The organism is Ruminiclostridium sufflavum DSM 19573 (assembly GCF_003208175.1).
Taxonomy (GTDB): Bacteria; Bacillota; Clostridia; order Acetivibrionales; family DSM-1351; genus Ruminiclostridium; species Ruminiclostridium sufflavum.
This window is the reverse complement of the sequence record NZ_QKMR01000004.1, coordinates 81686-95220: the sequence shown is the minus strand read 5'-3', so window position 1 is coordinate 95220 and position 13535 is coordinate 81686. Positions and strand designations below refer to the sequence as shown.

At 40.5% G+C, this 13535-nt stretch carries 17 protein-coding genes; all 17 read right to left on the bottom strand.

What is annotated here, in order from left to right; translation table 11 throughout:
- Window positions 1–70: 70 nt before the first annotated feature.
- Window positions 71–1012 (bottom strand): C-GCAxxG-C-C family (seleno)protein, encoded by a 942-nt coding sequence (locus tag LY28_RS04375; RefSeq protein WP_110460962.1) that lies wholly within the window; start codon window positions 1010–1012, stop codon window positions 71–73.
- 182 nt (window positions 1013–1194) lie between these two features.
- The gene (locus LY28_RS04370; RefSeq protein ID WP_110460961.1) at window positions 1195–1668 is read right to left on the bottom strand and encodes a DUF134 domain-containing protein; all 474 of its coding nucleotides are present in this window, start codon (window positions 1666–1668) and stop codon (window positions 1195–1197) included.
- 137 nt (window positions 1669–1805) lie between these two features.
- Window positions 1806–2642: an MBL fold metallo-hydrolase gene (locus LY28_RS04365; protein ID WP_110460960.1), complete on the bottom strand. Its 837-nt coding sequence runs from the start codon at window positions 2640–2642 to the stop codon at window positions 1806–1808.
- A gap of 43 nt (window positions 2643–2685) precedes the next feature.
- Window positions 2686–3399, bottom strand: a complete 714-nt coding sequence (locus tag LY28_RS04360; RefSeq protein ID WP_110460959.1) for a thioesterase II family protein — start codon at window positions 3397–3399, stop codon at window positions 2686–2688.
- Between the two features lie 27 nt (window positions 3400–3426).
- On the bottom strand, window positions 3427–3789 hold the full coding sequence (locus LY28_RS04355) for a NifB/NifX family molybdenum-iron cluster-binding protein (protein WP_110460958.1): 363 nt from the start codon (window positions 3787–3789) through the stop codon (window positions 3427–3429).
- 68 nt (window positions 3790–3857) lie between these two features.
- Window positions 3858–4748, bottom strand: a complete 891-nt coding sequence (locus LY28_RS04350) for an ATP-binding protein (protein ID WP_110460957.1) — start codon at window positions 4746–4748, stop codon at window positions 3858–3860.
- Window positions 4720–5580 carry a nucleotide-binding protein gene (locus LY28_RS04345; protein ID WP_110460956.1) on the bottom strand — a complete coding sequence of 287 codons (861 nt, stop codon included), beginning with the start codon at window positions 5578–5580 and terminating at the stop codon, window positions 4720–4722. Before LY28_RS04345 ends, LY28_RS04350 begins: the two co-directional genes overlap by 29 nt.
- 34 nt (window positions 5581–5614) lie before the next feature.
- Window positions 5615–5977, bottom strand: a complete 363-nt coding sequence (locus LY28_RS04340) for a NifB/NifX family molybdenum-iron cluster-binding protein (protein ID WP_110460955.1) — start codon at window positions 5975–5977, stop codon at window positions 5615–5617.
- A gap of 20 nt (window positions 5978–5997) precedes the next feature.
- Complete coding sequence (locus tag LY28_RS04335; RefSeq protein WP_110460954.1) at window positions 5998–6852, bottom strand: Mrp/NBP35 family ATP-binding protein; 855 nt, start codon at window positions 6850–6852, stop codon at window positions 5998–6000.
- Window positions 6853–6933: 81 nt separating this feature from the next.
- On the bottom strand, window positions 6934–7350 hold the full coding sequence (locus LY28_RS04330; RefSeq protein ID WP_110460953.1) for a MerR family transcriptional regulator: 417 nt from the start codon (window positions 7348–7350) through the stop codon (window positions 6934–6936).
- A 322-nt stretch (window positions 7351–7672) separates the two neighbouring features.
- Window positions 7673–7849 carry a hypothetical protein gene (locus tag LY28_RS19050; RefSeq protein WP_165835492.1) on the bottom strand — a complete coding sequence of 59 codons (177 nt, stop codon included), beginning with the start codon at window positions 7847–7849 and terminating at the stop codon, window positions 7673–7675.
- Between the two features lie 36 nt (window positions 7850–7885).
- Entirely contained in the window at window positions 7886–9898 is a 2013-nt protein-coding gene (feoB, locus tag LY28_RS04325; protein WP_110460952.1) for a ferrous iron transport protein B, read from the bottom strand.
- Window positions 9895–10134, bottom strand: a complete 240-nt coding sequence (locus tag LY28_RS04320; protein ID WP_110460951.1) for a FeoA family protein — start codon at window positions 10132–10134, stop codon at window positions 9895–9897. Before LY28_RS04320 ends, feoB (LY28_RS04325) begins: the two co-directional genes overlap by 4 nt.
- 156 nt (window positions 10135–10290) lie before the next feature.
- Window positions 10291–10461: a FeoB-associated Cys-rich membrane protein gene (locus tag LY28_RS04315; RefSeq protein WP_110460950.1), complete on the bottom strand. Its 171-nt coding sequence runs from the start codon at window positions 10459–10461 to the stop codon at window positions 10291–10293.
- A 13-nt stretch (window positions 10462–10474) separates the two neighbouring features.
- Entirely contained in the window at window positions 10475–12628 is a 2154-nt protein-coding gene (gene feoB / locus LY28_RS04310; RefSeq protein WP_110460949.1) for a ferrous iron transport protein B, read from the bottom strand.
- A 201-nt stretch (window positions 12629–12829) separates the two neighbouring features.
- Window positions 12830–13057 (bottom strand): FeoA family protein, encoded by a 228-nt coding sequence (locus tag LY28_RS04305; RefSeq protein WP_110461103.1) that lies wholly within the window; start codon window positions 13055–13057, stop codon window positions 12830–12832.
- A gap of 162 nt (window positions 13058–13219) precedes the next feature.
- The gene (locus LY28_RS04300) at window positions 13220–13438 is read right to left on the bottom strand and encodes a FeoA family protein (RefSeq protein ID WP_110460948.1); all 219 of its coding nucleotides are present in this window, start codon (window positions 13436–13438) and stop codon (window positions 13220–13222) included.
- Window positions 13439–13535: the final 97 nt, after the last annotated feature.

Here is a 13535-nt window from a genome sequence, read left to right as displayed (position 1 = left end):
TAAGTAGTATTATAACCATGCTGTCAGCCCTTGTCAAGCTCAGCTTAATTCTTATTTCACTTAAATAGGCTCAGCTTCTACTTGCTTTCTGCAGCTTTGCCAAGAACTCCGAGCTCCTTACCACGCAGCCTGTGCAGGAAAGCTTTCTGCCTTCCTTAATTTCTTTACATTTTACACTTCCTGCATACTCCGAAAAGTAGTTTTCCAGTTCATATGCTTTATCTTCCGCCCCTTTTTCGTGCAAAACATAGCTTGCTGCATAATAGGCTCCGCATAAGCCATCAGGTGCATTTCCTCCGCCCATCTTTCTGAAATCCTCTATAACCTTTTCATCTATTTCAAATTCCTCCTTGAATGCACATATCACAGCTTGTGCACAATTCATTCGCCTGCAGCCTTCTTTTCCGAGGAAACAATCCTCAGCAATTTCTACGGGGGTTTTTAAATAATCAATAGAATTATATAACTCTATAGTCCACTTTTCATCCTCATATTTTATTATATTCAAGCACGCATTTTTAACAAAGGTTTCCCCAACACTGATAAAATTATCTGAAACATATTTAATGATAGCGTTTATAACTGCTCCATGGGAAACAAGAATGACTTTTTCCCCTTTATAGGCTTTGGTTATGTATTCCAATCCCTTTTTAATCCTGTCAGATAACTCATCATCACTCTCCTTACCCGGAATACTTCCATCAGGAAAGCTCTGTGCTTGCTGCTCCCGTGTCATGCCAGAGCCATTTCCGAAATCTCTTTCTATAAAAGAAGCTAATATTTCTATTTCCTCTATTCCAAGGCTTTCCCCTATTATTTCAGCTGTTCTTAATGCTCTTTTAAGGGGACTTGACAGAACTGCATTCCATCTGTATCTTTTAAGATGCCTTGCAACCGCATTTGCCTGCTCTTCCCCATTTTCGTTCAGCTCAGTATCTTCTCTGCCCTGATATCTTTTCTGCACATTCCAATCAGTTTCACCATGTCTTACTATACAAATTTCTGTAGCCATAATTAAAATAAATGTCCCTCAATCCGGTATAAGCTTCGCTGATATGCCGGTCAAACCAAGACCCTCCCTTTTTTATAATTAATGCCTGTATCCCTAGCCATATATACTTCAATTAAATAAATTTTCAGTTTATACGCTAATTTGAGGGCTGAGAATTCAAGGAATCCTGCTGCATCTTGTTATTAGTCAATTGTTACATGCCTCCGGCAGCTTCTCTTGCAGAAGCTATGTCCATTTGAATCCTTGCAGACTATCCTACCGGATTTACAATCCGGACATGTATAAACTCCGTCTGTCAGCCTTTCAAAGCTTTCGCAGCTCGTATTCCACCTCTTATTGCAGTCAAGGCAATGAATATGGCATATATTTCTGGTAAAGCTTCCGCCTTCAATACGTATTGCCTTACCGTTTATAATACTGTCGGCTATTTTTTCTCTTCCTGAATTAAGAATTCTCTGAAAGGTTTGTCTGGAAACCTCCATCTTTTCGGCACACTCTTCCTGTTCTAATTTCTCTGCATCCTTTAATCGAATAGCCTCAACTTCCTCAATTTTCAAGATATTTTCTTTCATATCATCTTTTAGCACATTTATGGGTATAAACTGCTGTACCTTGGGAATAAATTCGACTTTTCTCAATTTTGTAGGCCGCGGCAACTTGGCATTCCCCTTTCAGATAGCGCAAAATAACAAGCTTTTATAATATTATATCATTTTTTGTCTTTATATAAAAGAATACCGGTCAAAGAAAGCGATACTACCCACGCTTACTGATTATTTCCTGCCATGGCAGGCTATTCTTCAAGTACAAATTCATCACCCGCATTCATAATTCTGCAGCGCTCACCCAATAGCCTTTTCATTTCGCAGATAGCTGTCATTCCGGTACAATGCAGCGGAATAACAGTTTTAATATTCAAGTCAGACAGCTTTCGGATTGTCTTTTGAATTCTCATGTCCGAAACCCCGTTTAAATGCATGCCGGCTATCACACCGGCAATATTTTTATCAGGGAACTGCTTTATTACATGCGTTATGCCGTTTATAACTCCGGCATGACTGCATCCGGCAAAAATATAAATTCCCTCTTTACCCCGTATAATAAGCATTTGCTCATCAGTAATCATGTCCTTGGATATACTTCCCTTTCCGTCATCCATATAAAAATTCTGAGGCACCTCCTCAAATGAAACTAAGCTTGGAATTTTACCCAATATGAAAGTGTCCTCGTCTATCTCTGCCAAACCTTTATTAATAATAATCCTTTCAAAATAAGCCTCTTTGTTTTTGTCCTTCAGCCAAGGTATGCCAATATTTATGCGGGCTTCTCCATTACCGTTATACCTCTTATGAAAAGCTCCTTCATCTGCATATGCAGGTGCATGCTTATTAAGCTTAAAAAACTCAGGCAGACCCCCTGTATGGTCATAGTGTCCGTGACTCAAAACCGCCATATCAGCCTTTGAGATATCAACCCCGGCCTGTCTTGCATTAAGTGAAAAAATACCTGATTGTCCTGTATCAAATAAAATATTTCTGTTATGTGTTTCAATCCATATTGAAAGCCCATGTTCAGCCAGCATATATCGTTTTCTTGCATAGTTTTCACATAGAATACGTATTTTTATCATTTACCTTTTCCATCCTTATGCATACTCCTGCCAAGTACCCTTTCTAATCCTTATACGAGGCCAGAATATTGTTAATATCACATATAATCTCTTTCATATAAGTATTAATGAAAAAGTGACCTCCCTCGTACTCAATAAAATCACACCGCCTTGTGGTATATTTCTCCCAGCTTTTTATATCAGATTTTATATATGCATCCTCCGTACCATAGAAAACCGTCATATCAGTATTAAGCTTAGTTTTCTTTTTTGCGTAATTGTATGTATCAATCAATTTGTAGTCAGCTCTGAGTATGGGAATAAAAATCTTTGCAAGCTCTTCATTTTCAAATATTTGATCAGGTATGCCTCCGAATTTATTTAACTCAAACTTAAACTCCTCGTCAGACAGCGTATGCACAACCTTGTTTTCAACCTTTATATCAGGAGAATTCCTGCCTGAGAAAAAAATGTGTACAGGCTCACTGTCATATACCTCCTTAATTCTATTCACCAGCTCATATACTATAAGAGTACCCATGCTATGTCCGAAGAATGCATATTTACCGCCGTCTGATATCTTACTCTCAATCTGTTTAATAATGTCCTCCACAGCTTCATCAATATTTCCGCAAAAGGGGGAAGAATACCGTCTGCCCCTTCCGGGCAATTCAACTTCCTGCAATTCAATAAAATCTGCCAGACCCTTTTTCCACTTCGAATACACCATTGATGAAGCCCCTGCATAAGGTACACAAAACAATTTTATCCTGCTCATAATTTAACCCTTCTGCCGTTTTTATTATTAATGACCGCCGCAGCTGTCACTGTGCTCATGCTTCTGACATACACTGCCTGTTGATTCCAGCCTTCCTGCCATATAGCTTTTGACATTTTCCTCCGCATCACCTGCCGCTCCTGTAACTACAGTAATTCCCTTTTCATCGAATATTTCTATCGCTCCGCCGCCCATACCTCCGGAAATAATAACGTTAACTCCTAAATCGTTCAGATAATTAGGCAAAAAGCCGGGTTTATGCCCCGGATTTTGGATAAATTCACTTTTTGTTATCTCATTTCCCTGAACAGTAAAAATATTGAATCCCTCACAATGTCCAAAATGCTCTGTTACTGCCTTTCCTTCACTCGCAACTGCTATTTTCATAATAATCCCTCTCCTTTTATTTTATAATATATTTTCCATTCTTTAAGCTCTCTGGCAAAATCAATTAGAGTTTAATGCCTTTGCAATAAATATTCCGATACTGCTTCCCAAATATCTGAAATCGATTCCCCTGCAATGCTGTCCTCCATGGACACAACAGGCTTTCCTGCGTTAACAGCCTCCGGAACCTTTTCATCAAAGGGTATTTTTCCTGCCATCATAATGCTTCTTTCTTTGCAATATTCCTCGATTCTCTGAGTATTCTCAACATTTACATCATACTTATTTACACATACGGCACAGACGGCACCAAACCTTCCTGCTGTTTCAACTATTCTCTCCATATCATGAATTCCTGACAAGGTAGGCTCGGCAACCACAAGCACCATATCAGCTCCTGTAACAGAAGCAATAACGGGACAGCCTATCCCCGGAGAGCCATCAATAATGAGAATCCCTTGATTATTCTTACAGCAGTCAGAAGCATACAGGTTTCTTCTTACCTGCGTCACCAGCTTTCCTGAAGCACCGTTTCCCATTTCAAGCTCTGCACTTGAAAATACCTTGTTATTATTTTTATAAACAATAGTTTTACCTGAAACATTTTTCTCAAGCCGTACCGCCTTCTTGCCGTCACTGCCGGTTGCCGGACAAAAAGCCTCACAGACTCCGCAGCCCTCACACTCGTATTGATTTAATTTTCCGTCCCTTATCGCTCCAAATTGACATACTTCCTCGCATTTTCCGCAATTAAGGCATAGCTCATCATATTTGACTGCCTTTTGATATCCGTAAAAATCTTCCGTTACCGGATTTTCATCTGCCCCATGGACAAGATGAAGATTAGGCGCATCTACGTCACAGTCAGCAGATACCTTGCTGCTTGAAAGCTCTATGAAGGATGCCGCAACAGTAGTCTTGCCTGTACCGCCTTTACCGCTTAAAATTACCAGCTGCTTCATAATGCACCTCCTTTTCAATGCTGTCAAGTATCATATTGAAAAGCTCCCTGAAGCAAGGATATTTCTCTGCTGCTATAAATCCCTTGGAATTTGCAAGAGCCAGCTCTGTATCATACGGTATGGATACCAGAACTTTTATTTTGTTCTGGGCGCAGTATTCTTCAACAATAAGCTTATCCCCCATATCCTTGTTGACTATGAGCGCATGTGGCTTATTAAACAGCTTTACAAGCTTATAAACCATATCAAGGTTGTGAAGCCCAAATCTGGTCGGTTCAGCTACCAGCACGCAGAAATCCGCATCCTTTATGCTTTCCATAACAGTGCAGGCACTTCCGGGAGGACAGTCTATAATGACATCCCTGTCTGAGGGCAGCTCTGCCAGAAGCCTTCGTATTACAGGAACACCCGTTGCCTCACCTGTATTCATCATACCCGTAATAACTTCGATATCCTTCTTCATACCATACTCAATTTTACCTACAGGCTTCTTTCCTTCCTTTAAAGCTTTTTCAGGGCATATGAGTATACAGCCCTTACAAGCATGGCATAGCTCAGGGAAAACAAGCAGCTTATTTCTTATATAAGCCAAGGCATTAAATTTGCAAAAATCCGCACACCTTCTGCAGCCTGTACACTTTTCAGCATTATTTACAGGTATCATAGTGCATACCTCTTCCGTACGGCAAACCTTTGGTTTCAAAAATAATCTTCCGTTAGGCTCTTCAACATCACAATCGGCATAGACTGCTTTGCCCAATGCATAAGCCAGATTCACCGATACAAAAGTCTTACCGGTGCCTCCCTTTCCGCTTAAAACCGCTATTCTCATACCAACCTCCGCGCCAAGTACCGGCGCAAAAAATTTATACGTGCTTGTGGTAGCCGGCATGTATCTCCAAAAGCTCTTTCAGCTCACCGGCCTTGTATTTTTGCACCATTTCCCCAATAGTACCCGGAACAGCCTTAAATATTTTTATGCTTGCTGCTTTCAGAACATCAGCAGCATTCTGCCCGCAGTGAAATGTCACAACCACATCCGCACCGCTGTCAGCTATAGCCTGAGCAGCCTTTATTCCAGCACCTCCTCCACTGCTTACAGCTTCATTGTCAATCACTTCAAATTCAGAGGCTTGCGTATCAGCGATTACAAAGTAATAAGTACGTCCGAATGATTGACATACATTACTTTCCATTGTCTTTCCCTCAGCCGGAACTGCAATCTTCATAGGTGTCCTCTCCAATCTGTTTATTTTTTACCACTGCTGTCAATAAAATTTTCTATGTATTCAACTGCACCGTTCAGATATGAATGCTCCAGCTTCTCAATCTCTCCCTTATCACATAATTCTGCAACAGCGGGATCTATAGGCATTTTCCCAAGGACATTGATTCCCAGCTCAGAAGCTATTTCATCTATTCTGCTTTCACCAAACAGCTTTATGTCCTTTCCGCAGCCGGGACATTTTAGCCAGCTCATATTTTCGATAATGCCAAGTACAGGTATATTCATTGTCTTAGCCATGTTAAAAGCCTTCTTTACAATAAGTGAAACCAAATCCTGCGGTGATGTTACAATTACTATCCCATCCAAGGGTATTGACTGAAATACAGTCAGAGGAACATCTCCTGTTCCCGGCGGCATATCAAGAAAAAGGTAGTCAACCTCACCCCATATAACATCAGTCCAGAATTGCTTTACAGTTCCCGCAATAACAGGACCTCTCCAAATTACAGGAGTATCCTCCTTCTCAAGCAGGAGATTAACAGACATAACCTTGCTGTTGTTACAGGTATACTCCGGATATAATCCAAACTCACAGCCCTGAGCCTTCTTTTTAATGCCAAACATTTTAGGTATTGACGGACCTGTAATATCTGCATCAAGAATACCGACCTCATACCCCTTTCTTCTCATCAGAACAGAAAGTGCCGCTGTAACAAGAGACTTTCCTACACCGCCTTTTCCGCTTACTACACCTATTACTCTTTTGATGTTGTTCAGCTCATGTGTCTTTTCAATAAAGCTCTCAGGCTTGCTTCCGCAGCTCCCGCCTTCTCCTTTGCATTCTGTGCTGTCACAATTGCAGCTGCAATCACTCATCTTCACATCCCCTAACTAATATTTTTTATATTTCTTCAATAATTTTATTGAAGTTATTTTCAAAAAATTTTACTGCTTTATTTATTCTTTGCATTTTGTACATCCCGTACAGTTTCTAAGCATATCACAGGAATTGCACATTTCAGCCTTGTCACTTGCCACAAGGCAAAAGGTTCCTTCCAGCTTCCAGCACGGTTTTGACTCATTTACCTGAACCGGGCTGTTCTTACCTGCCCCGCCGCTGCAATTTCTCTTGTACCAGCAGGAATACATAGAGGTCAATTGCTTTACCCCAGCAATATTCAACCTCTTTTCATTCATAAGATATTTTATAAATCTTAGTCTTTTCAAATCATTGTTTGAATATTTTCTCTGATATCCTTCCCTGTCAGGCCGCAAAAGATCATTACGCTCCCATACTCTGAGGGTTTCTGGATGTTCTTCAATTAATTTCGCTACTGTTCCTATGGTGTACAAGCTTTCATCTTCATCAAACATAATCTCAGCTCCGGATTTATCTTGGATACAAAATCAGTAACACAATTTCAAGTATATTTTGAGTATCTCTTTTTGTCAATTTTGATAATTTATAAAGCATTTCCCGTCAAGATAATTCTTAATGGCTTTTCTTAAAGCACCCTGCTCCTATATTTAAACAGTATTTTTCTCTTGCTTTCTATATTCAAAGCACAGTTATGTGCATTTGCCCATAACTGTATTATGATTTATTTTCTGTAGCATGTCAATGCTTACCTTAATTTTTCCACTATTATATATTATTTCTACAGCTTTATTTTTATTATCATTTATATTCCTTATTTTAAGACTTATTCTCTTCTGAATCCTTTTTACACTTCTCACAGCCTTCCGTACAAGAACCACAGCTCCTGCCGCAGCATATACTTCTGCCCTTCCTTTTTGCCCGCACTAAAAACCATACCGCCGCAACAAACCATATTGAAACCATCGAAACGATGATATAATCCAATAATTTCATATTTAGCCTCCACTCCGAGTCTCCGTAACAATAAAATTATGTAAGATTTACAAGGCTGCATAATTGATAAAGCAAGAAAGCCACTACCCACGCTATGCCGCATTGCGCTATTACAACGGCAATAGTCTGTATCCCCGAATTTAATTCCCTTCTTATGGCGGCAACTGCGGCAACACAAGGCGTGTACAGCAATGTAAACACCAGAAAGCTCAAGGCTGTCACTGGTGTAAAAAGGGAGCTAAGAGTTGTACTTAGTTCAGCGGCTGCAGTACCTGTCAAAACTCCCATTGTACTAACAACAGCTTCCTTTGCGGTAAATCCGGTAATCAATGCTGTGGATACCCTCCAGTCATCAAAGCCCAGAGGCTCAAATACCGGTGAAATAAATTTTCCAATCACCGCGAGCAAGCTGTCTGTGCTGTTTGCTACAACATTCAGCCTGCTGTCAAAGGTTTGCAGGAACCATATAATTACAGATGCCACAAATATGACTGTAAACGCTTTTACTAAAAAGTCCCTTGCCTTTTCCCACATCAGAATAATAACACTCTTGAAAGATGGAAATCTATAATTTGGAAGCTCCATGACAAAAGGAACAGGATTCCCGTGAAGAAAAGTTCTTCTGGAAATCAGAGCCGCTATAATACCGGCAGCAATCCCCGCAATATAAAGGCCTATCATTACTATTGCCTGATATTCAGTAAAAAATGCAGCTGTGAATAACGCATAAATGGGAATTTTTGCAGAGCAGCTCATAAAAGGGGTAAGCAGTATTGTCATCTTTCGATCCCTTTCCGATGACAAGGTACGGGTTGCCATTACAGCAGGCACCGTACAGCCGAAGCCTATAAGCATAGGAACAATGCTGCGGCCTGACAGGCCTATTTTGCGCATAAGCTTATCCATAACATACGCAACTCTTGCCATATATCCGGTATCCTCAAGAATAGAAAGAAAGAAAAACAGTGTTACTATAATCGGCAAAAAGCTTAACACACTGCCGACTCCCGCAAAAACGCCATCAATCAGGAGCCCATGTACCACAGGATTTATCCCGTATATAGTCAGTCCCGTATCTGCCAGATCTGACAGTCCTGTAATTCCCATTGCCAGAAGGTCACTGAGATAAGCACCTATAATACTGAAGGTCAGCCAGAAGATAGAAAACATAATCCCCAAAAATATAGGAATTGCCAAATATTTACCGGTTAAAATATTATCGATTTTTACACTTCTCAGGTGCTCCTTGCTCTCCTTACACTTGACAACCGACCTTGCGCATATCCTTTCAATAAAAGTATACCTCATATCCGCAAGTGCGGCGTTTCTGTCCATATCGTGATTGGTCTCCATTTCAATTACACTGTGCTCTATGGTGTCCAGCTCGTTTTGATTCAACTCCAGCCTTGATATTATGTCTTCATCGCCCTCAATAATCTTAGTTGCTGCAAATCGTGACGACATACCACAGTTATCCGCGTGATCCTCAATAATATGTGATATGGCGTGGATACATCTGTGAACAGGCCCCGCCCCGCAAAAATCAACTTTTTTCGGGTATACCCTATTCTTTGCTGTACTTAGCATTTTATCAATTAATTCATCGATACCCTCATTTTTTGCTGCACTTATAGGAACAATCGGTATACCCAAGTCCTGAGACATTCCGGCAATATTAATTGTTCCTCCGTTTCCGCGCACCTCATCCATCATATTAAAAGCCAGCACCATTGGAATATTCATCTCAATAAGCTGTAATGTCAGATAAAGATTGCGTTCGATATTCGTAGCATCTATTATGTTTATCATACCGTCAGGCTTGTTTTCCAAAATAAAATTACGTGTTATGATTTCTTCGTTTGTATATGGACGAATGGAGTATATTCCGGGCAAGTCCACCACAGAGCAGTTTTTTACAGAACGTATCTCTCCTATCTTCTGATCGACAGTCACACCCGGAAAATTACCCACATGCTGATTTGAACCGGTCAACTGATTAAACAGAGTTGTTTTACCGCAGTTTTGATTACCGACAAGGGCAAATATCATAAGGCTTCCCCCTCTATCGGATCAACTTCTATTTTTTCCGCATCCTCCATCCGTAAGGTAAGGGTGTAGTCTCTTATTCTTATTTCTATAGGATCACCTAATGGTGCAACAGATCTGATTACTATTCTTGTTTTGGGTATAATTCCCATATCTAAAAGCCTGCAGCGTAAAGCTCCTTCTCCGCCGACCTTTGTAATAACAGCATTTCTGCCTATAGGCAAATTACTCAGCTTCATATATTGCCGCCTCTCCTGGAAGTGCAACCAAACCGAAAAAAGCGGCCAGCGCATACTAACTACACGAGTTAGTATATGCTGGCTTACTGTTATTGTCAATATATCTGATATTAATTAAAACTATTTTGCTTTTGTTTAGTTTTCATATGCCGCAGCTCACTTATGACACACTGATGAACCCGGGCAGCTGCCGCATTCACTTCCGCAGGAACACGCCTTACCTGCCTTTTTGTCTTTTCTCATATTAATAATAATAAGGATTACAACTGCTAAAACTACTGCACTTATAATGATAGTTGATAAATTATCTTTTAAAAATGCCAACATGCTTATCCCTCCTTTACATACCCTGTGGAACTCCCTTCGTTTTAAGTGAAATGCTCTGCTTATATGGTTTAAATAATGCAAACAGCAATAAAGCAACAATTACAAATGCAACAACCGTTCCAATGCCGAATGTCCCATCAATAATCAAAGTACCTATTTGATATACACAAAGAGAAAGTGCATACGCAAACACCGTTTGATATCCAATTGCAAACCAGGTCCATTTAGCTGAATTCATCTCTCGCTTGATTGCGCCTATCGCTGCGAAGCAAGGTGCACAAATGAGGTTGAATACCAGAAAGGCATATGCTGAAATCGCCGTAAAGCTTGCAGCAAGAGTACCCCATATTTCCGAACCGTCTTCCGCAACTTCAGCAAATCCGAATAAAACACCGAAGGTTCCTACAACATTCTCCTTTGCAACCAGTCCTGTAATCGCAGCTACTGCTGCCTGCCAGTTTCCGAAGCCAAGAGGAGCAAACACCGGAGCAATCAAGCTGCCGATAGAAGCAAGGAAGCCTTGGCCTAAATCCTCAACCATTGCAAATTTTCCGTCCACTATTCCAAAATTGGATGCAAACCAAATTACTATTGTTGAAAGCAGTATAATTGTTCCCGCCTTTTTAATAAAGGACCAGCCGCGCTCCCACATTGAACGAAGCAAATTACCGAGTGTAGGCATATGATATGCAGGAAGCTCCATAACAAACGGTGCTGGATTCCCGCTGAATATCTTTGTCTTCTTGAGTATAATACCAGATATAATAATAGCTGCAACACCAACAAAGTATGCACTTGGTGCAACCCATGACGCCCCGTCAAACAACGCCCCCGCAATAAGAGCAATAATAGGAAGCTTTGCTCCGCAAGGAATAAATGTAGTAGTTATAATGGTCATTTTACGGTCACGGTCATTTTCTATGGTTCTGGATGCCATTATCCCCGGAACACCGCAGCCGCTTCCAATAAGCATCGGAATAAATGACTTGCCTGAAAGTCCGAATTTCCGGAAAATCCTGTCCATAATAAACGCAATACGAGCCATGTATCCACAGGCTTCAAGGAAAGCAAGCAAAAGGAACAATACCAGCATCTGCGGCACAAATCCCAATACGGCACCAACACCGCCGATAATACCATCAACAATCAGCCCTTGCAGCCACGCCGCACAGCCGATTGCCTCAAGTCCGGCAGCTGCCGCAGGAGCGACCCATTCTGCGAATAAAACATCATTGGTCCAATCTGTCAGAAACGCACCTACTGTTGTTACTGAAACATAATACACAAGGAACATTATAACGGCAAAAATCGGAAGCGCCAGCCAACGATTCGTTACAATTCTATCTATCTTATCAGTAGTAGTCAGCTTTCCCTTGCTTATTTTTGTATAACAGCTGCCTATAACAGATGCAATATATGAATATCTTTCATTTGTGATAATGCTTTCCGCATCATCGTCCAGCTCACTTTCACATTTTGCGATATCCTGTTCAATGTGAGAAAGTGTTTTTACATCTATTTTTAATTTTTCAATTATCTTTTCGTCACGTTCAAACAGCTTTATTGCATACCAACGCTGCTGCTGTTCTGGCAAATCATGAAGAACAGCCTCCTCAATGTGGGCAATGGTATGCTCCACACTTCCGCTGAAGCTGTGCTGAGGAACTACCTCCTTTTTCTCTCTTGCAGCTTTAAGTGCTGCTTGCGCTGCTTCTGCAATACCCGTTGATTTTAATGCGGAAATCTCAACAACCTCGCACCCAAGTACCTTGGAAAGCTGTTTAATATTAATCTTATCTCCGTTTTTATTGACGACATCCATCATGTTCACGGCAACCACAACAGGAATTCCCAATTCGATAAGCTGTGTTGTCAAATATAAATTACGTTCCAGATTTGTACCGTCAATAATATTAAGAATCGCATCCGGACGTTCATTTATTAAATAATTTCTTGCAACCACTTCCTCGAGCGTGTACGGTGAAAGTGAGTATATTCCGGGTAAGTCTGTAATAATTACGTCCTTATGATTCTTTAATTTTCCTTCTTTTTTTTCAACAGTAACGCCGGGCCAATTACCAACAAACTGGTTTGAGCCTGTCAAAGCGTTAAACAATGTAGTCTTACCGCTGTTAGGGTTTCCGGCAAGTGCAATTTTAACCAACATCTTATTTCCTCCTTTATTTCAGTTAGTGGATGCTAACCAATTCTTAAATAAAAAACTGAGATTTCCTCAATTTTTACCAAAGGCAATTGCAGTTTAACACCTTCTGACGATGTAAATCGTCTTTCAATGTTAAATATTGCTTTCAAGCTGGCTTTCAGCCAATAGTAATTGCCTTTTTTGTCGGCAGCAGCCTCCACAACCTTATGCCATCTGAACTTCGATCATTTCTGCGTCAGCCTTGCGTATAGAAAGCTCATAACCTCGTACATTAACTTCAATAGGATCTCCAAGAGGTGCAACCTTACGAATATTTACTTCTACGCCTTTCGTAATGCCCATATCCATAATTCTGCGTTTAGTCGCTCCTTCACCGTGCAGCTTTTTCACAATTACAGTCTGACCTGTTTTGACTTCCTTGAGTGTATTCATAAATTTACTCCTTCCAACCTTTCCACATTCATAAATTACTGATTGAATTAATGCATCCGATACAGCATGTATATCAAGTCTTTCATATTTTAACCCTTGTATATTTAAAAAGCCACGCTCAAAAGGCATTAGCCCCGTATCGATTTCCGGTTTATCAATATGTTAATTGACTGATACGAGAATCCTGTTAGCCATTTCCTTGCTTATGGCTACACGCGTATCCTTAACATTTACAATCAGATTCCCTGCGTTCTCAGATATAACTGTGATTTCTCCACCCTCTACAAATCCTAGATTGTTGAGAAAATGCTTAGTTTCATCCTTACCGCCGATTTTTTTTATTCTGTTCACTTCCCCTGCTTTTGCAAAAATTAAAGGCATAATAACCTCCGCGCCATATTTCGGCATATAAATAGTTTTAGCTCCTGCGGAGGTACGCAGCTTGTTCCAACTGCATCTTGACTTCTTAAAGCTAACC